At 66.6% G+C, this 17,082-nt stretch carries 19 protein-coding genes; 9 read left to right on the plus strand and 10 right to left on the minus strand.

The features are described 5' to 3' along the window. Positions 1 to 31 precede the first annotated feature (31 nt). Together TQ29_RS01590 and TQ29_RS01595 are read left to right on the plus strand one after the other, a co-directional pair. Entirely contained in the window at positions 32 to 1,072 is a 1,041-nt protein-coding gene (locus TQ29_RS01590) for an FAD-binding oxidoreductase (protein WP_054537760.1), read from the plus strand. A 129-nt stretch (positions 1,073 to 1,201) separates the two neighbouring features. Further along, the gene (locus TQ29_RS01595) at positions 1,202 to 1,600 is read left to right on the plus strand and encodes a VOC family protein (protein WP_054537761.1); all 399 of its coding nucleotides are present in this window, start codon (positions 1,202 to 1,204) and stop codon (positions 1,598 to 1,600) included. A gap of 36 nt (positions 1,601 to 1,636) precedes the next feature. Here TQ29_RS01595 and TQ29_RS01600 read toward each other — a convergent pair whose 3' ends face one another. The 3 genes from TQ29_RS01600 to TQ29_RS01610 all read right to left on the minus strand — a co-directional run bounded on the left by TQ29_RS01600 (position 1,637) and on the right by TQ29_RS01610 (position 4,026). Then, complete coding sequence (locus tag TQ29_RS01600) at positions 1,637 to 2,353, minus strand: LrgB family protein (RefSeq protein ID WP_054537762.1); 717 nt, start codon at positions 2,351 to 2,353, stop codon at positions 1,637 to 1,639. Then, positions 2,346 to 2,699: a CidA/LrgA family protein gene (locus TQ29_RS01605; RefSeq protein ID WP_054537763.1), complete on the minus strand. Its 354-nt coding sequence runs from the start codon at positions 2,697 to 2,699 to the stop codon at positions 2,346 to 2,348. Before TQ29_RS01605 ends, TQ29_RS01600 begins: the two co-directional genes overlap by 8 nt. 124 nt (positions 2,700 to 2,823) lie before the next feature. Further along, on the minus strand, positions 2,824 to 4,026 hold the full coding sequence (locus tag TQ29_RS01610) for a hypothetical protein (protein ID WP_235974403.1): 1,203 nt from the start codon (positions 4,024 to 4,026) through the stop codon (positions 2,824 to 2,826). A 166-nt stretch (positions 4,027 to 4,192) separates the two neighbouring features. Between TQ29_RS01610 and TQ29_RS20175 the strand changes: the two genes are divergently transcribed. After that, positions 4,193 to 4,495 carry a hypothetical protein gene (locus TQ29_RS20175; RefSeq protein WP_157445491.1) on the plus strand — a complete coding sequence of 101 codons (303 nt, stop codon included), beginning with the start codon at positions 4,193 to 4,195 and terminating at the stop codon, positions 4,493 to 4,495. Here TQ29_RS20175 and TQ29_RS01615 read toward each other — a convergent pair. Further along, complete coding sequence (locus TQ29_RS01615) at positions 4,425 to 4,955, minus strand: GNAT family N-acetyltransferase (RefSeq protein WP_054537765.1); 531 nt, start codon at positions 4,953 to 4,955, stop codon at positions 4,425 to 4,427. The genes TQ29_RS20175 and TQ29_RS01615 overlap by 71 nt on opposite strands. Before the next feature lie 240 nt (positions 4,956 to 5,195). Between TQ29_RS01615 and TQ29_RS01620 the strand changes: the two genes are divergently transcribed. Beyond that, positions 5,196 to 8,651: a chromosome segregation SMC family protein gene (locus TQ29_RS01620; RefSeq protein WP_054537766.1), complete on the plus strand. Its 3,456-nt coding sequence runs from the start codon at positions 5,196 to 5,198 to the stop codon at positions 8,649 to 8,651. A 44-nt stretch (positions 8,652 to 8,695) separates the two neighbouring features. Here the strand turns inward: TQ29_RS01620 and TQ29_RS01625 are convergent, their stop codons facing one another. Next, the gene (locus tag TQ29_RS01625; protein WP_054537767.1) at positions 8,696 to 9,871 is read right to left on the minus strand and encodes a lytic murein transglycosylase; all 1,176 of its coding nucleotides are present in this window, start codon (positions 9,869 to 9,871) and stop codon (positions 8,696 to 8,698) included. A gap of 59 nt (positions 9,872 to 9,930) precedes the next feature. Further along, positions 9,931 to 10,920 carry a glutathione S-transferase family protein gene (locus TQ29_RS01630; RefSeq protein ID WP_054537768.1) on the minus strand — a complete coding sequence of 330 codons (990 nt, stop codon included), beginning with the start codon at positions 10,918 to 10,920 and terminating at the stop codon, positions 9,931 to 9,933. Between the two features lie 173 nt (positions 10,921 to 11,093). Here TQ29_RS01630 and TQ29_RS01635 point away from each other — a divergent pair, with 173 nt between their 5' ends. After that, entirely contained in the window at positions 11,094 to 11,441 is a 348-nt protein-coding gene (locus TQ29_RS01635; RefSeq protein WP_054537769.1) for a hypothetical protein, read from the plus strand. Positions 11,442 to 11,457: 16 nt separating this feature from the next. On the opposite strand, the gene TQ29_RS01640 is transcribed toward TQ29_RS01635, so the two are convergent. Beyond that, positions 11,458 to 12,630 (minus strand): MalY/PatB family protein, encoded by a 1,173-nt coding sequence (locus TQ29_RS01640; RefSeq protein WP_054537770.1) that lies wholly within the window; start codon positions 12,628 to 12,630, stop codon positions 11,458 to 11,460. A gap of 97 nt (positions 12,631 to 12,727) precedes the next feature. Between TQ29_RS01640 and def (TQ29_RS01645) the strand changes: the two genes are divergently transcribed. From def (TQ29_RS01645) to TQ29_RS01660, 4 genes are read left to right on the plus strand one after another with little or no spacing between them, the layout of a single operon-like run. Continuing rightward, positions 12,728 to 13,249 (plus strand): peptide deformylase, encoded by a 522-nt coding sequence (gene def / locus TQ29_RS01645; RefSeq protein WP_054537771.1) that lies wholly within the window; start codon positions 12,728 to 12,730, stop codon positions 13,247 to 13,249. Then, positions 13,246 to 13,746: a peptide deformylase gene (def, locus tag TQ29_RS01650; protein WP_054537772.1), complete on the plus strand. Its 501-nt coding sequence runs from the start codon at positions 13,246 to 13,248 to the stop codon at positions 13,744 to 13,746. The genes def (TQ29_RS01645) and def (TQ29_RS01650) overlap by 4 nt, the downstream gene beginning before the upstream one ends. Beyond that, a complete protein-coding gene (gene fmt, locus TQ29_RS01655) occupies positions 13,746 to 14,645 on the plus strand; it encodes a methionyl-tRNA formyltransferase (RefSeq protein ID WP_054537773.1) in 900 nt (299 codons plus the stop codon). The genes def (TQ29_RS01650) and fmt overlap by 1 nt, the downstream gene beginning before the upstream one ends. A gap of 37 nt (positions 14,646 to 14,682) precedes the next feature. After that, positions 14,683 to 14,922, plus strand: coding sequence for a GlsB/YeaQ/YmgE family stress response membrane protein (locus TQ29_RS01660; RefSeq protein WP_037211293.1), 240 nt, complete (start codon positions 14,683 to 14,685; stop codon positions 14,920 to 14,922). A gap of 28 nt (positions 14,923 to 14,950) precedes the next feature. On the opposite strand, the gene rnhA is transcribed toward TQ29_RS01660, so the two are convergent. From rnhA to ispH, 3 genes are read right to left on the minus strand one after another with little or no spacing between them, the layout of a single operon-like run. Next, positions 14,951 to 15,427, minus strand: coding sequence for a ribonuclease HI (gene rnhA / locus TQ29_RS01665; RefSeq protein WP_054537774.1), 477 nt, complete (start codon positions 15,425 to 15,427; stop codon positions 14,951 to 14,953). Further along, positions 15,420 to 16,016 (minus strand): bifunctional 2-polyprenyl-6-hydroxyphenol methylase/3-demethylubiquinol 3-O-methyltransferase UbiG, encoded by a 597-nt coding sequence (locus tag TQ29_RS01670; protein ID WP_054537775.1) that lies wholly within the window; start codon positions 16,014 to 16,016, stop codon positions 15,420 to 15,422. Before TQ29_RS01670 ends, rnhA begins: the two co-directional genes overlap by 8 nt. 25 nt (positions 16,017 to 16,041) lie before the next feature. Next, on the minus strand, positions 16,042 to 16,992 hold the full coding sequence (gene ispH / locus TQ29_RS01675; RefSeq protein WP_054537776.1) for a 4-hydroxy-3-methylbut-2-enyl diphosphate reductase: 951 nt from the start codon (positions 16,990 to 16,992) through the stop codon (positions 16,042 to 16,044). Positions 16,993 to 17,082: the final 90 nt, after the last annotated feature.

Genomic DNA, 17,082 nt, shown 5'->3' on the forward strand with positions numbered 1-17,082 from the left:
CATGGCGCGAGAATGCGGAAGGGCGCGGGGAATGGCAACGGTTGACGTCACGGTGATGGGGGCAGGCGCGTTCGGCCTGTCGGTGGCCTTCGCCTGCGCCGAAAAAGGCGCCAGGGTGCGGCTGATCGAAAAGCGGCACGTGGGGGCGGGCGCCTCGGGCGGTATCGTCGGCGCGCTGGCCCCGCACACGCCGGAAAACTGGAACGACAAGAAGGCGTTTCAGTTCGACAGCCTGGTGCTGGCCGAAGCCTTCTGGAGGCGGGTACAACAGGCCTCGGGCCTCTCGCCCGGCTATGGCCGCACCGGCCGGCTGCAACCGATCGCCGACGCGCGCGCCATGGATCTGGCGCAGGCGCGGGCGGCGCGGGCGAAGGATCTCTGGCAGGGCCGGGCGTCGTGGCGCGTCACCCCCGCCGCCGCGTTCCCCGACTGGGCGCCGCACAGCCCGACCGGATACCTGATCCACGACACGCTGACCGCCCGCCTGCACCCGGCGCATGCCTGCGCGGCACTGGCCGGGGCGCTGCAGGCTCTGGGCGCAGAGATCACGGATAGCGGCCCCACACAGGGTTTGGTCCTCTGGGCCACGGGTTACGAAGGCCTGCGGGCCCTGTCCGAAGAGCTCGGGCGCCCGGTCGGCAACGGCGTGAAGGGCCAGGCGATCCTGCTGGCCCATGACATGCGGCACCAGCCGCAGCTGTTCGCCGACACGCTTCACTTCGTGCCACACGCCGATGGGACGCTTGCCATCGGCTCCACCTCCGAACGCGAGTTCGACACGGCCGACAGTACGGATGCAAAGCTCGACGATCTTCTAACCCGCGCCATCACCGCCCTGCCGCAGCTCGCAAACGCCCCCATCCTGCAACGCTGGGCCGGCGTCCGGCCCCGCGCCAGAAGCCGGGCCCCGATGCTGGGCCATTACCCCGGCCGCGCCGGTCAGTTCATCGCCAACGGAGGGTTCAAGATCGGCTTCGGAATGGCGCCCAAGGTCGCGCAGGTGATGGCCGACCTGATGCTCGACGGCAAGGACACCGTCCCCGATGCCTTCCGGGTGGCGGCAAGCCTCTGACCCTTTCGCCTTTCCGGAAATATCCCCGCCGGAGGCATGAAACTTTTCTGGCGCCGCGCCGGCGGTTGCACTTCGCCGCCGCCCCGATGCATGCTGAGGCAACCCCTTTGTGAACTGCAGGAAGCCCGCATGGCGCCAACACTTGCATCCCTTGACCATCTGGTGCTGACCGTCACCGACATCGACCATACAGTTGCGTTCTACCAGACCGTTCTGGGGATGGAACGGCTGGAGTTTCACCCGGCCGACGGGTCCACCCGCACCGCGCTGAAATTCGGCGATCAGAAGATCAACCTGCATCCGCATGGCACGGAATATGACCCCAAGGCCGCCAGCCCCACGCCCGGGAGCGCCGATCTGTGTTTCCTGTCCGATACCCCGGTGGCCGAGTGGGTGCTGCATCTGGGCGGCTGGGGTATCGCGGTCGAAGAGGGGCCGGTGCGGCGCACCGGGGCGAGGGGGCCGATCATCTCGATCTATATCCGCGATCCCGACGGCAACCTGATCGAGATCGCGAACCGGGCCTGAGCGTCCGCGCGCGCGCTGGTGCAAACCCTCACCGGCTCAGAACAGCAGGCGCACCACGATGGGCGCCAGAATCGCCGTCAGCATCGCATTCAGCCCCATCCCGATCCCGGCAAAGGCCCCGGCGGTCTCGTTCACCTGAAACGCGCGGGCGGTGCCGATGCCATGCGCGGCCACGCCCACGGCAAAGCCACGCGCGCGCCAGTCGCGAATGCGCAGCAGGTTCAGAAGCGGGGTCACCACGATCGCGCCGATGATGCCCGTGGTGATGACCAGCACGGCGGTCAGCGTGGGCGAGCCGCCGATGCTTTCCGATATCCCCAGCGCCACCGGCGCGGTCGCCGATTTCGGCACGAGCGACAGCAGCACCTCGCCCCGGATCCCCAGCGCCCAGCCCAGCCCCACCGCGCTCAGCATCGCGGTCAGCGATCCGGCCAGCAGCGCCGCCAGCAGCGGCAGCGCGCTTTTGCGGACCCGCGCGAGATTGGCGTGCAGCGGCACCGCCAGCGCCACCGTGGCCGGGCCGAGCATGAAATGCACGAACTGCGCGCCCTCGAAATAGATCGCATAGGGGGTTTGCGTGACCCGCAGCAACACCGCCAGCAGGATCACCGCGATCAGCACCGGGTTGGCAAACGGCCGCCGCCCCGCCGCGCGGAACAGCGTGTCGCCGATGACATAGGCGATCAGCGTCGCGGTCAGCCAGATCAGCGGATCGCGGGCCAGATAGCTCCAGATCTCGGGAAACTCAGGCATCTCCGGCCCCGCTCTTGCGCGCCACCAGCGTAAAGGTCAGCGCGGCCACGGCAATGGCCGCGGTGGTCGAGATCACGAGCACCGCGAAGATCGGCCCGCCCTGGGCGCCCAGCAGATCAAGATGCCCGACCACGCCCACGCCCGCCGGCACGAACAGCAGCGAAAGGTGCGACAGCAGCCCCTGCGCGGTGGTCCGCAGCGGCAGCGCCACACGCGGCGCGGCCGCGAGAAAGCACAGCAGCAGCGCCATGCCGATCACCGGGCCGGGAAGGGGCAGGGCAAAGACACGGCTGATCACCGCGCCGGTCAGTTGGAAGGTCAGCAAAAGGGCAAGGTGCAGGATCACGCGCGGGCTCCGTCTGGTTGCGGGGTGCCGGCGGATCGTAGCGGCGGGCGGCGGGTGATCAAGCGGATAGACAAAAACAGGGGGCGCCCGCCCCCCGTTTCTTGATCTTCCCATCGCGCCCCGGCTATTCGGCCGGCACCGCAACCGTTTTGCGGCCCTGCCCGAAATGACGCCGGTTCAGGTGGAACACCAGCCGGATCATTGACATCTGGAAGGCGATGGCGATGGCGGTGATCAGCCAGTAGCCCGCGCTGAACTTTGCGACCAGCCCGGCGGCGACAAGCCCCTTGTTCAGCCAGAACTGGGTCATCACCGACAGCGCGACGCCGGGGCAGATCAGCGCATAGGCACCCGGGGAATTGTCGGCTCCAAAGACATATTGCTTGAAATACTCCTGACGGCGCAGCACCAGCAGGCCGAGCATCAGAAAGACCACCTGCACCGACATCAGCCGCGTCAGGGTTACAAGCGTTTCCACCGCCACCGCATGGGCATCGAAGGCGACATGCAGCCCATGTTCCTGCCGCAGCAGCAGGATGCCCAGCACGGTCATGATCGGCACCACCACAAGCAGGGTCGGGCCGGATTCCTTCGCGGTGCCGTAATGCAGCATCGAATTGAACCCGGTGATCGCCGCGACCACCGCGTAAAGCACCGAAGCCACGCCAAAGAAGGTGGACCCGATCACAGAGATGCCAATGGTCAGCGGCGTCACGCTCATCGCGGCGGGGGCGGCAAAGCCCACGGCGACCATCGACAGGGCAAAGGCCGGCAGAAGCTGCGCGAAGGAGTTATGCGCCGTCACGTCGAACACGCCGCCCTTGGTCAGCACCCGGCCCAGAAAATCCCCCAGAAACCGGAAGGCCAGCCAGCCGATAGCGGCGAAGGCCACCAGCGCGAAGGGGAACAGGTACTCGATGATGCTCCACAGGCCCGGCATGAAAACCATGCCGGCGATGAAGGCGGCGTTGACGCTCATCGCCATCGCGAGCGGCATGGCCAGAAGCTGTGTCTCGGCATTGGTGCTGACGAGTTGCCTGAAGGCTTCGGTCTGCCGGAAACTGCGGTACCGGGTGATGTTCCAGACCAGCGACCGGAGGTTCAGCACCACGAATACGGTGATGCCGATATAGGCCGCCACGATGCCAAGCTGCATTGGCAGGCCGCCGGCGGCGAAGGCCGCGGCCACATCCTCGAACACCGGCACCGGGCGTGTCGGGTGCGGCACCCAGAACATCAGATACATGAAGAACGTCACCGCCAGGCCGCCCGCCCCGAGCGAGACGAGGAAATACAGGGGTGAATAGCGATCTGCCGGGCGTGTCATCGTCGGGTGCATGGCTGATTCCAATTGAATTCAATATTTGGAATATGATGGGGAATGGCGGCCGGCCTGCGAATGCGTCAATTCGAAGCGGTCCTTTTGCCCTGTTAAGCCCCGGTTAACCCAAATGATCTTCCATGGCGCGAAACGGGCAATGGCGGGGGCTGCGATGCGCAACGGGATCCTGGCGGCGGTGTTGCTGATGGCGGGGTGCAACAGCCCTTCGATTGATCTTTACGGCTTCCCGGCGCGAAAGGTGACGGTCGGCTCCAGCCAATTCAGCGTGTTTACTGATGGGAGAACGGCACAGGCGGTGCGCACCAGCGTGGAATTCGGCCCGGCCGCCGCAGGGGTGATCGCGCGCGGCCACCGTGCCATCGAACTGGCGACGGGCTGTCAGATCATTCCGGGAAGCTTCGGCGGTGATCCGGCCCTGATGCGGGCAAAGCTGTTTTGCCCGAACCCTGTCTGACAAAACTTCCGATGGATTTCCCAAGAAACAGGTTCGACGGGATATCGGGGTAGTCACCGAACGCGTCGCACACGTAAAAGCCCATGGTTCGGTACAGGTTCACCGCCTCGGTCAGCGCGTGCCCGGTTTCCAGGCGCAGGCAGGTCAGGCCGATATCCTCGGCCGCCGCCTCAAGCGCTGACATGAGGGCCCGCGCCAGGCCAAGCCCGCGCGCCTCGGGCGCGACGAACAGCCTTTTGACCTCGCCATAGAACACCTGATCGACAAGCGCGACGCAGCCATGCGCCTGCCCGTTCAGGCGGGCGACCAGGAACTGGGTGTTGGGCATGGCCAGTTCCTCGGCCGAAAAGCTGAAACATTCCTCGGGCGGAAAAACCGCGCGCAACGCGGCTTCGCTTTCGTCGATCAGGCGGCGGCTGTCCGGTGTCAGCGGGCTTTCGGTCCGGATCTTGATGCTCATCCTGAAATGCCCCCAAGGCACTGACTTTAAACTGTTAATTTCTTAACCCGCACACCCCGGACCGGGCCAATGAAAAACTGTCGCGCTGCCGTAACGTAAAGCGAGCCAACAACATGCGTGAGTTTCATCGATATATTGTGGAAAACCGCCGATTGGCGCGCAGATACGGTGGTCTTTGCTTGACTTGCGGGGCCACAACCCAAAGGATTTGAGACTTCTTGGAATCACGGACGCCCGCAGTTGCGCTTTACCCGCCTCAGACTCAACGGCTTCAAAAGCTTTGTTGACCCCACCGATCTCGTGATCGCCGAGGGGCTGACAGGCGTGGTTGGCCCCAACGGCTGCGGCAAGTCCAACCTGCTCGAGGCGCTGCGCTGGGTGATGGGCGAAAACCGCCCGACCGCGATGCGCGGCGGCGGGATGGAGGATGTGATCTTTGCCGGCGCCGCCACGCGGCCCGCGCGCAACTTCGCAGAGGTCAGTCTGACCATCGACAATACCGAGCGGCTGGCGCCCGCCGGGTTCAACGATCACGATGCGCTGGAGATCGTGCGGCGGATCACCCGCGATGCCGGATCGGCCTACAAGGCCAACACCAGGGACGTTCGCGCCCGCGATGTGCAGATGCTGTTCGCCGACGCCTCGACGGGGGCGCATTCCCCGGCGCTGGTGCGGCAGGGGCAGATCGCAGAGCTGATCAACGCCAAGCCCAAGGCGCGGCGGCGCATTCTGGAAGAGGCCGCCGGGATTTCCGGCCTGTACCAGCGCCGACACGAGGCCGAGCTGAAGCTCAAGGGGGCAGAGGCCAACCTTACCCGCGTGGATGACGTGGTCGAACAGCTTGCCGGCCATCTGACGCAGCTCGCCCGGCAGGCCCGGCAGGCCGCCCGCTATCGCGAGATCGGTGAAAGCCTGCGCAGGGCCGAGGGGCTGTTGCTCTATCGTCGCTGGAAAGAGGCCGACGAGGCCCGCGCGGGCACCGAGGCCGAACTGACCGAGCGAACGAAGGCCGCGGCGCAGGCCGAGGCGGCGGTGCGCCAGGCCGCGAAGCTGCGGCAGGAGGCAGATGACAAGCTGCCCGCCCGCCGCGAGGAAGAGGCGATCGCCGCCGCCGTGCTGCAACGTCTGCAGGTGCAGCACGACACGCTGAACGATCAGGAGGCGCGCGCCCGGAAGACCATCGAGACCCTGACCGCCCGCATCGGTCAGCTCACCCGCGACATGGAGCGCGAGGCCGGGCTGAACCGCGATGCCGGTGAGACCATCGGCAAGCTGGAATGGGAACAGGCGCAGCTTGAAAAGCTGAGCGATGGTCATGACGCCGCGCTGGAGACGGCCGCTGCGACGGCGCAAGAGGCGGCGCAGGTTCTGCAAGACCGCGAAACGGCTCTGTCGGCCCTGACGGAGGATGTGGCGCGGCTGGCCGCCCGGCACCATTCGGCGCATCGCCTGATGGAAGATGTCACCCGGACGCTCGCCAAGAACGAGGCCGAGGCCGGGCGCGCCCGTGCGACCGTGGCGCAGGCCGAGGCGGCGCTTGCCCGATCGGCCGAAGAGGTCGCGGCGGCCGAGGCGGCGCAGGCCGAGGCTGTGCGCACCGCCGAAAACGCCGAGGCCACGCTGGTGCAGGCCGATCAGGCCCGCGCCGACACACAGGCGCGCGAGGCAGACGCCCGCGCCGGTCATTCCGAGGCCGAGGGCGAGGCCAGCGCCCTGCGGGCCGAGGTGGCGGCGCTGGCCCGGCTTGTCGATCGCGACACGGCCGAAGGGGGCCAGATCCTTGATCGGTTCCGGGTGGCGCCGGGGTATGAAAAGGCGCTCGGCGCGGCGCTGGGCGATGATCTGCGCATCCCCGAGATCACGCCGGACGCGCCCTCCGGCTGGGTGCTTTTGCCCGGCTACAACGCGTCGCAGCCGTTGCCGGAAGGGGCCACGCCGCTTTCGGCCCATGTGACCGCACCGGGCGTGATGGCCCGCCGCATGGCGCAGATCGGGCTGGTCGATCCGGCGGATGGCGCGCGCCTGCAGCCGCATCTGAAGCCGGGGCAACGGCTGGTCAGCGTCGAGGGTGATCTGTGGCGCTGGGACGGGTTTCGCGCCGGCGCCGAGGATGCGCCCTCCGCCGCCGCGCTGCGCCTGCAGCAGCTCAATCGCCTGGTCGAGCTCAAGCGCGATCTGGAAGAGGCCGCCGCCCGCGCCGCCGGTGCTGCGCAGGCGCATGAGGTTCTGAAAAAGCGGCTGGCCGACCTGACCGAGGCTGACCGTCTGGCGCGCCAGGCCCGCCGCGACGCCGACCGTCTGGTGGCCGATACCGGGCGGGCGTTGTCGCGGGTGGAGGCCGATCGCTCGATCGCCGGAACCAAGCTGGAAAGCGCGCAACTGGCCGTCGCCCGCCACGAGGAAGAGGCGATGGCCGCCCGCGCCCGCCAGAAAGAGGCCGAGGCGGCGGTGGCCGAACTGGGCGATCTGGACAGCGCCCGGGCCGAGGTCGAAGATGTGCGGATGACGGTCGAGGCGGCGCGGATGACGATGCTCGCCAAACGCTCGGCCCATGATGAGCTGCGCCGAGAGGGTGAGGCGCGCACGAAGCGCCGGCAGGAGGTAACGAAGGAGCTGAGCGGCTGGCGCCACCGGCTGGAAACGGCCGGCAAACGCATCAGCGAGCTGGCCGAGCGCAAGGAAAGCTCTGAGGCCGATTTGAAAGGCGCCGCCGCCGCGCCGGAGGAGATCGCCGCCAAACGCGCCGAACTGGCGAGCGCCATCGCCGCGGCGGAGGCCCGGCGTCAGAAGGCCGCCGATGCGCTGGCCGAGGGCGAAACCGCCCTGCGCGAGGCGACGGTGGCCGAGCGCGAGACCGAACGCGCCGCCTCGGAGGCGCGCGAGGCCCGCGCCCGCGCCGAAGCGCGCGCCGATGCCGCCCGCGCCACGGTCAGCCAGGCCGCGCTGCGCATCGAGGAAGAGCAGGACATTACCCCGGACGCGCTGTTGCAAAGCCTGGAGGCCGATCCCGAGCGGATGCCGTCGGCAGAGAGTATCGAGCATGACGTGAACCGCCTGAAGCGCCAGCGCGATGCCTTGGGCGCGGTCAACCTGCGCGCCGAGGAAGATGCGAAAGAGGTGCAGGAGGAACATGACACGCTGGTCAATGAAAAGCGGGATCTGGAAGAGGCGATCAAGGCGCTGCGCAGCGGCATCGCCAGCCTGAACCGCGAAGGGCGTGAACGCCTGCTGACCGCGTTCGAACAGGTGAACAGCAATTTTTCCCTGCTCTTCACGCATCTTTTCGGCGGCGGCGAGGCCAAGCTGGTGCTGGTGGAATCCGACGATCCGCTGGAAGCGGGGCTGGAGATCATGTGCCAGCCGCCGGGCAAGAAGCTGGCCACGCTTTCGCTATTGTCGGGCGGTGAACAGACGCTGACGGCGATGGCGCTGATCTTTGCGGTGTTTCTGGCCAACCCGGCCCCGATCTGCGTGCTGGACGAGGTGGACGCACCGCTGGATGACGCCAACGTCACCCGGTTCTGCGACCTGCTGGACGAGATGGCCCACCGCGCCGACACGCGGTTTCTGGTCATCACCCACCATGCCGTGACGATGAGCCGGATGGACCGTCTGTTCGGCGTCACCATGGCCGAACAGGGGGTCAGCCAACTGGTGTCGGTGGATCTGAAAAAGGCCGAGCAGCTGGTGGCCTGACGCGGGGCGGGCGAGAAAGCCTGTCAGGGCCGACAAGCAGCGGGTCAGAGCCGGTTCAGAAGCGCCGGCGTCGGCCAGGCGTCGGCCGGCAGGCCCAGCCGCGATTGCTCTGCCTGAACCGCGTCGCGCGTCTTGGCGCCCAGGATGCCGTCGATCCCGCCAACATCATGCCCGTGCGCGGTCAGCTTTTGCTGCAGCGCCTTCAACTGCGGGCCGGTCAGCCCCGGCTCGGGCGTGCCTGCGTTGAATACCGGGGCGCCTTCCAGCCGGGTGGCGAAATAGGCGGCGGTGGTGACGTAGACGAAGCTTTTGTTCCATTCGAAATAGATGTCGAAATTCGGATAGGCGAGGAAGGCCGGCCCGTTGCGCCCCATCGGCAACAGCACCGAAGCGGGCAGGTTGCCCGGCCCGAATGTGCCCGTGCGCGGCCGGATGCCCAGCCTTGCCCAGTCGTCCACGCGCATCTTGTGGTTCAGCCCGGTCTTCGCCCAGTCGAGGGTCGGGGGCACAACGATCTCTTGCAACCACGGCTCGCCCGCGCGCCAGCCCAGATCGCGCAGCATGTTCGCCCCCGACATCAGCGCATCGGGCGGCGAGGTCTTCAGGCTGACATGGCCGTCGCCATCGCCATCGACACCGTTTTCCAGGATGTCGCCCGGCAGCATCTGCACCATGCCGATCTCTCCGGCCCAGGCGCCGGTGGTTGTGGCCGGGTCGAACTCGCCCTTTTCGAACAGGGTGAGCGCGGCAAAGATCTGCGGGCGGAACAGTTCGGGGCGGCGGCAATCATGGGCCAGCGTCACCAGCGAATTGAGCGTGTTGAAATCGCCCTGCACCGCGCCGTAATCGGTTTCCAGCGCCCAGAAGGCCAGAAGCACCCCGCGCGAGACCCCGTAGTCACGCTCGATCCTGTCGAAGACCCGCGCCCATTTCTGGGCGTTGCGCTTGCCGTTGTCGATGCGGTTCTGGCTGATCACCCGGCGCGAGAAGGTGATGAAATCAAGCTGAAACACGCCCTGTGCCCGATCGGCGCGCAGGGTTCGGGGATCGTGTCGCACGGGCGCCAGGAAGCGGTCGACGCTGGCGGGGCTGTGGCCCATCGCCACCGCCTCTTTCTTCAGGCCCGACAGAAAGCTGCCGAAACTGCCGCCGCAGGGGGTGGCGGCATGGGCCAGCGGGGCGGACAGAAGGCTGGCCAAGAGTGGCAGGATCAGGCGCATCGGGTTCTCCGGGTTCAGGTCCGGCGAACCTTAGCGATGTCGCGGGGGCTGGCAACCGCTCAGGCGGCTTTCAGCGTTTCGCGGCCATGCGGCGCCGCCCAGTCGAGCACCGGGTTGATCGGAATGATGCGGTTGGGATTTATCATGTCGTGGCTAAAGTGATAATGGCGGACGATATGATCGAAGTGAACAGTGTTCGCAACGCCGGGCCATTGATACAGCTCGCGCGTATAGGCCCAGAGGTTGGGGTAGTCGATCAGGCGCTTGCGGTTGCACTTGAAATGCAGGTGATAGACCGGATCGAACCGCACCAGCGTGGTGAACAGCCGCCAGTCGGCCTCTGTCACGCGGTCGCCCATCAGGTAGCGATGCGTGGAAAGCCGCTGTTCCAGCCAGTCGAGCCCGTCGAACAGGTCGGTGACGGCGCTGTCATAGGCGCTTTGCGTGGTCGCGAAGCCGGATTTGTAAACGCCGTTGTTGATCTTGTCGTAGACGCGGGCGTTCACCGTTTCGATCCCGGCGCGCAGCGGTTCGGGCCAGAAGTCACCTGTGTTGCCGGTCAGCCCGTTGAAGGCGCTGTTGAACATGCGGATGATCTCGGACGATTCGTTGGAGACGATCGTTTCGCGCTGCTTGTCCCAGAGCACCGGCACCGTGACGCGGCCCGACACGTCGGGCACGGCTTTCGTATAGATGTCACGCAGGAAGGGCAGGCCATAGAGCGTATCGCCGGTCGCGCCGGGGAAATCGGCTGCGAAGGTCCAGCCGTCGTTCAGCATGTCGGGGTGGACGACGGAAACGCTGATATGATCCTGCAAGTCCTTCAGGGCCCGGAAAATCAGGGTGCGGTGGGCCCAGGGGCAGGCATAGGAAACATAAAGATGGTAGCGCCCGCTTTCGGCGGGAAACCCGCCCGTGCCGCTCGGCCCCGCGCTGCCGTCGGGGGTGATCCAGTTGCGGAACCCCGCCGTCGTGCGCTCGAACCTGCCGCCGCTTTTCCTGGTGTCGTACCAGGCGGGGTTCCAAGTGCCGTTTTCCAGATATCCCATCACGCTCTCCTTTTCGGGGATTGACCTAGGTTTGTGCAGACCTTGGGTAAACCCGGCAAAAATGCGCTAATCCCCTGCATGAACGCACGTTGGTGAAAAACCGGAAACCGCAAAAGGGTTTGCTTGACGAAATGAGGCTTTTTGACGACCCTCGACGCGGAAGGGATGCTGCCATGTCCGAGTTTCTGCCGAGTGAGGTCCGCGAGGGTCTGGAAAAGGCGCGCAAGGCCGCGCTGAGAAAGAAGAACCGCCTGCGGGTGCGTGCCGGTGGCGAGAGCTATCCGGTGCTGCGATTCTGGTCGCGCGGCTTCGCGCTCGATGCCGATGTCGCGCCGCATCTGCGCGGGCTGGTCGATGTCTATGATGGCACGCGGCACCTCTATCAGGCGCTGATCGTAGCATCGTCGCAGGAAGAGGGCGAGTTGCTGTTCGAGTTCAAGCGAAACACCCCCGCCGTCGACAAGGCGCCGCTGGATTTTGTGCGCGACCCGGATGCGCCGGTGGCTTATCTGACGCGCTGAACGGCGTTCACACCGCTTATTGCAGGTCCCCGAAGGCCTTTTCCAGCCGCGCCACCGCGTCGTGAATGCGGGTGCGCGGCATGCCCAGGTTGAAGCGCAGGAAGGCCTCTCCACCCGTGCCGAAGGTTGTGCCCAGATTGGCGGCGATTTTCGCGTCTTGCTCCACCCGGCGGGTGAACTCTTCGGGCGCCATGCCGGTGCCGGAGAAATCGACCCAGGCCAGATAGGTCGCCTCCAGCGCCATCGCCGACAGGCCGGGAATGGCATTCACGCCCGCGTTGAAAACCCGCTGATTCTCGGCCAGATAGGCGGTCAGCGCGTCCACCCATTCGGCGCCTTCGGGGCTGTAGGCCGCCGTCGTCATCTGAATGCCGAACATGTTGGGGGAAATCCCCAGCGCGGCCATGGTATCGGCGAAGCGGGCGCGCAGATCCGCATCCTCGATGATGACATTGCCGGTGTGGCTTCCGGCGATGTTGAAGGTCTTGGATGGCGCGGTCAGCATCACCAGCCGGTCTTTCACCGACATGTCCACCAGCGCCATCGGGATGTGTTTCGCGCCCGCGAGCACCAGATCGTGGTGGATTTCGTCGGACAGGATGATCAGATCGTGTCGCTTGGCGAAATCGGCAACCCCCTGAAGCTCATCCCGAGTCCAGACCCGCCCGCCGGGGTTGTGTGGCGAACACAGGATAACGACCTTTTCCGCCCCGGTCATCTGTGCGTCATAGGCGCTGAAATCCATTTCATACCGGCCGCCCTCGACGGCCAGCGGGCATTCCACAACCTCGCGCCCCGCCGCGGCGATGACCCGCGCGAAGGCGTGATAGACCGGGGTGAACAGCACCACCCCGTCGCCGGGTGCGGTAAAGGCGTTCAGGCACAGGGCAACGCCGTTGACGAGGCCATGCGTGGCGAAAATCCATGACGGATCGACCGCCCAGCCGTGGCGGTTTTCCATCCACCAGCAGATCGCATCGCGATAGGGCGCATCGACGCCGAGATAACCATAGACGCCATCATCGGCCAGCGCGCGGACCGCATCGGAAATGCACTGGGGCGAGCGGAAATCCATATCGGCGACCCACATCGCCAGCCCGTCATCGGCGGAGACACCGAAGATCTGCTCCATCTTGTCCCACTTGGCGCAAAGGGTGCCGCGGCGATCGATGATCTCGTCGAAATTCATGCCTGTCTCCTTTTTCGATCAAGCTAGCCGACGCTTGCGCGGGTGCAAGCCCTAACGGACGTTGCGAAATGCCGCGCCTTGGCCTACATCCCTGCGCATGACAATTCGACCGATCCTCATCCATCCCGACCCGCGCCTGAAAACGGTGGCGGAGCCTGTCGGCGAGATCACCGCAGAGCTGCGCGCGCTGGCCGACGACATGCTGGAAACCATGTATGATGCGCCGGGCATCGGCCTTGCCGCGCCGCAGATCGGCGTGCTCAAGCGGCTGCTGGTGATGGATTGCATCAAGGAAGAAGGCGCCGCGCCGCGCCCCATGGCCCTGTTCAACCCGGAAATCATCTGGGCGTCGGACGACATGAACACCTATGAGGAAGGCTGCCTGTCGATCCCCGAGCAATATGCCGAGGTCGACCGCCCCGCCGAGGTGCAGGTGCGCTGGATCGACCCGAGCGGCGCACAGCACGAAGAGCATTTCAAGGGCCTGTGGGCGACCTGCGTGCAGCATGAAATCGACCATCTGAACGGCAAGCTGTTCATCGACTATCTCAAGCCGATGAAGCGTCAGATGATCACCCGAAAGATGGTCAAGCTGAAGCGGGAACGGGCGCGGGCGTGACGGTCCGGCCTTTCGTCCCCTGGCCCGACAAGCGGCTGAAAACCCCCGCCGCCCCGGTGGCCGGGATCACCGACGAGATTCGCGCGATCTGGAACGATATGGTGGAGACCATGGATGCGATGCCCGGTTATGGGCTGGGCGCGCCGCAGATCGGGGTGATGCTGCGGCTCGCGGTTGTCGATTGCTCTCAGGAACGGGGCCGGGCGGTGCGGCTGGCCAACCCAGAAATCCTGCATGCCTCGGCCCAGCCGCGCGCGCATGAAGAGGCGAGCCCCAATCTGCCCGGCGTTTCCGCCGTCGTCACCCGTCCGCGCGCGGTGACGGTTCGGTTCCTGAACGTCGAGGGCGTGATCGAGGAACGGGATTTCGTCAATCTTTGGGCCACGTCGGTGCAGCACCAGATCGATCACCTGGATGGCCGGATGTATTTCGACCGCCTGTCGCGGATCAAACGCGAGCGTTTGCTGAAGCGGTTCGCCAAGATGGGAAAACGCTGATGCGCGTGGTCTTCATGGGAACGCCCGAGTTCTCGGTGCCGGTGCTCGAGGCGCTGGTGGCCGCCGGGCATGATATCGCCTGCGTCTACTGCCAGCCGCCCCGCCCCGCCGGACGCGGCAAGAAAGAGCGCCCCAGCCCGGTGCAGGCCAAAGCCCGGGAGCTGGGTCTGCCGGTGCGCCACCCCAGGACGCTGCGCAACGACGACGCGCAGGCGGAGTTCGCCGCGCTGAATGCCGAGGTGGCGGTGGTGGTGGCCTATGGTCTGATCCTGCCGCAGCCGGTGCTGGATGCGCCGGAGCATGGTTGCCTCAACATCCATGCCTCGCTCCTGCCGCGCTGGCGCGGCGCGGCGCCGATTCACCGGGCGATCATGGCGGGCGACGCGGAAACGGGCATCTGCGTCATGCAGATGGAAGCGGGGCTCGATACCGGCCCGGTGCTGCTGCGCGAGGCCACGCCGATCGGGGCCGGGGAAACCACCGCGCAATTGCACGACAGGCTGTCGGCGATGGGCGCGCGGCTGATTGTCGAGGCGCTCCGGCGCCTGCCCGAACTGGTGCCCCAGCCGCAGCCCGAGGCGGGCGTGACCTATGCGTCGAAGATCGACAAGGCCGAGGCGCGGGTGGATTGGGCCCGGCCCGCCGTCGAGGTCGACCGGCAGATCCGGGGCCTGTCGCCCTTTCCCGGCGCCTGGTGCGAGATCGGCGGCGAGCGGGTCAAGCTCCTGCGCTCACGGGTTGCGCCGGGTGACGGCACGCCAGGGCAGGTTCTGGGCGGGCTGACCATCGCCTGCGGGACAGGCGCGGTCGAGGTGCTGCAGGCGCAGCGGCCGGGCAGGCGGGCGATGGACGCGGATGAATTCCTGCGCGGAATTGATCTGCCCGACCGGCTGAACTGACCTTTCCAAATCCCGGCGGCACAGGCATAGTCGCGCCATGAATGTGCTGTTCCTGATCATCATCGGCGCCGCCGCCGGTTTCATCGCCACCCGGGCGATGAAGGTCGAGACAGATGTCATCACCACAATCGTGATCGGCATCGCCGGCGCGCTGATCGGCGGGCTGGTGCTGCGCTTCATCCTGATGCTGACAGGCCTCGCCGCGGGCTTCGTCGGCGCCATACTCGGCGCGCTGCTGCTGATCTGGCTCTACCAGACCTATATCCGCAAACCCTGACCTGCCCCGTTCTTCTCGGCAAAAATACTCAAATCCGAAGCTGGCCGCCCGTCTGCCGCTTGAAAGGCGCCATGCCGGCGCGGGCCAGCGCGTCGGCGCGCTCGTTCTCGGGGTGGCCGGCGTGGCCCTTCACCCATTCCCAGGTCACATCATGCTGTTCGCGCGCCGCGTCCAGCCTTTGCCACAGTTCGGCATTCTTCACCGGTTTCCGGCCCGCGGTTTTCCAGCCGTTCCGCTTCCAGCCGTGGATCCAGCTCGTGACCCCGTTCTTCACATAGGCGCTATCGGTCACGATGGTGATCGCGGTGCCGCGCGTCAGGCTTTCCAGCGCGTTGATCGCGGCCAGAAGCTCCATCCGGTTGTTCGTGGTCTGCGCCTCGCCGCCCGACAGCTCGCGCTCTTTCACGACGCGGCCCCCCTCTTTCGCCTGAAGCAGCGCGCCCCAGCCGCCGGGTCCGGGGTTTCCGCTGCAGGCGCCGTCGGTATAGGCAAAATACTCAGGCATGGGCCCTCATGTAGATGGCGGAGGCGCGGGTACCGTCGAAGCCCTTGATGGCCTCGGTCTGCTCTCCGGTCAGGGTAAAGCCGGCGCGGCGCAGATGCGTCCGCAGCTCGTCGGCGGTGAAATAGCTGTAGAACCGGTCAAGCCGGTCACGGCCCTCTCCGGTGCCGAGCTTCATCGCGAGGAAAAGCTGCCCGCCGGGCCGCAGGGCACGGTGCAGCGCCGCGAGGTGGGCAGGGAAATCGGCACGCGGGGCGTGCAGCAGGCTGAAATGGGCCCAGATGCCATCATAGGCCGCAACTTGCGTCACCGCGTCGAATGTCGCCACGGTGACAGACAGCCCGTAACGTGCCTGCGCGACCTCGGCCATGGCCGGCGCGGCGTCGAGCGCGGCAACCGTCAGGCCCGCGTCGCGCATCGCGGCTGCGGCCCAGCCCGGCCCGCAGCCAAGGTCGAGCGCGCTGCCGCCTGCGGGAAGCGCCGCGATGAACGCGTCCAGCCGCGCGCGCGTGTCCGGCGTCAGCGCGATGTCGGCGTAATCCGCCGCGCGCTGGTCGTAGACCGCCACTGTCGTCTGGTCGGCGCCGCTCATGCTGCCCTGGCTCCCGCCTGCCGCATCAGGCCGGTTCCCGCAGCACGCGGGGCACCTTGAATTCGACATTCTCCTGCGCGGTTTCGACCACCTGCAGCGTCACATCGAACCGGTCGTGAAAGGCGTCGATCACTTCCTCGATCAGCACTTCGGGCGCGGACGCGCCCGCGGTCAGCCCCAGCGCGGTGATCCCGTCCAGCGCGCGCCAGTCGATCTCGCCCGCGCGCTGCACCAGCTGCGAATAGGCGCAGCCGGCCGAGCGCGCGACCTCGACCAGACGGCGCGAATTCGAGGAGTTCGGCGCACCGATCACCAGCATCGCATCCACCTTCGGCGCAATCGCCTTCACCGCCTCCTGCCGGTTGGTGGTGGCATAGCAGATGTCTTCCTTATGGGGTCCGATGATGGCCGGGAACCGCGCCCGCAACGCCGCGACGATGCCCGCCGTGTCATCGACCGAGAGGGTTGTCTGGGTGATGAAGGCGAGCTTTTGCGGGTCGCGCACCCGCAGCCCGGCGACGTCATCGGCGGTTTCCACCAGCAGCACCTCGCCCTCGGGCAGCTGGCCCATGGTGCCCACGGTTTCGGGATGCCCGGCGTGGCCGATCATCACCATCTGAAGCCCGGCGGCATGGTGCCGCTCGGCCTCGATATGCACCTTGCTGACCAGCGGGCAGGTGGCATCGACATAGATCATGTGCCGCCGCGCGGCCTCTGCCGGGATCGCCTTGGGCACGCCATGGGCCGAGAAGATCACCGGCCGGTCGTCGGGGCATTCCTCCAGCTCTTCGACAAACACTGCGCCCTTGGCGCGCAGCCCGTCGACCACGTATTTGTTATGGACGATCTCGTGTCGCACAAACACCGGCGCGCCCCATTTGCGCAGCGCCAGTTCGACGATCTTGATGGCGCGGTCCACGCCGGCGCAGAACCCGCGCGGGGCGGCGAGGAAAAGGGTCAGCGGGGGCTTGGGCATCGGCGCTCTCCTGTCGCGGCAAGACCTAGGGCGAAGCGATGCAAAGGTCCAGCCCCCGGGGCTGGTGGTGCCAGGGGGCCGCAACGGAAA

Source organism: Actibacterium sp. EMB200-NS6, from assembly GCF_001305615.1.
Lineage (GTDB): Bacteria > Pseudomonadota > Alphaproteobacteria > Rhodobacterales > Rhodobacteraceae > Actibacterium_A > Actibacterium_A naphthalenivorans.

Coding starts and splice junctions, on each gene's coding strand:
- TQ29_RS01615 (WP_054537765.1), bottom strand. CDS start 4,955: ATGAGCATCAAGATCCGGACCGAAAGCCCGCTGACACCGGACAGCCGC.
- ispH (WP_054537776.1), bottom strand. CDS start 16,992: ATGCCCAAGCCCCCGCTGACCCTTTTCCTCGCCGCCCCGCGCGGGTTC.
- TQ29_RS01625 (WP_054537767.1), bottom strand. CDS start 9,871: ATGCGCCTGATCCTGCCACTCTTGGCCAGCCTTCTGTCCGCCCCGCTG.
- TQ29_RS01590 (WP_054537760.1), top strand. CDS start 32: ATGGCAACGGTTGACGTCACGGTGATGGGGGCAGGCGCGTTCGGCCTG.
- TQ29_RS01670 (WP_054537775.1), bottom strand. CDS start 16,016: ATGAGCGGCGCCGACCAGACGACAGTGGCGGTCTACGACCAGCGCGCG.
- TQ29_RS01660 (WP_037211293.1), top strand. CDS start 14,683: ATGAATGTGCTGTTCCTGATCATCATCGGCGCCGCCGCCGGTTTCATC.
- fmt (WP_054537773.1), top strand. CDS start 13,746: ATGCGCGTGGTCTTCATGGGAACGCCCGAGTTCTCGGTGCCGGTGCTC.
- TQ29_RS01595 (WP_054537761.1), top strand. CDS start 1,202: ATGGCGCCAACACTTGCATCCCTTGACCATCTGGTGCTGACCGTCACC.
- TQ29_RS01630 (WP_054537768.1), bottom strand. CDS start 10,920: ATGGGATATCTGGAAAACGGCACTTGGAACCCCGCCTGGTACGACACC.
- TQ29_RS01635 (WP_054537769.1), top strand. CDS start 11,094: ATGTCCGAGTTTCTGCCGAGTGAGGTCCGCGAGGGTCTGGAAAAGGCG.
- TQ29_RS01600 (WP_054537762.1), bottom strand. CDS start 2,353: ATGCCTGAGTTTCCCGAGATCTGGAGCTATCTGGCCCGCGATCCGCTG.
- TQ29_RS20175 (WP_157445491.1), top strand. CDS start 4,193: ATGCGCAACGGGATCCTGGCGGCGGTGTTGCTGATGGCGGGGTGCAAC.
- TQ29_RS01640 (WP_054537770.1), bottom strand. CDS start 12,630: ATGAATTTCGACGAGATCATCGATCGCCGCGGCACCCTTTGCGCCAAG.
- def (WP_054537771.1), top strand. CDS start 12,728: ATGACAATTCGACCGATCCTCATCCATCCCGACCCGCGCCTGAAAACG.
- rnhA (WP_054537774.1), bottom strand. CDS start 15,427: ATGCCTGAGTATTTTGCCTATACCGACGGCGCCTGCAGCGGAAACCCC.
- TQ29_RS01610 (WP_235974403.1), bottom strand. CDS start 4,026: ATGACACGCCCGGCAGATCGCTATTCACCCCTGTATTTCCTCGTCTCG.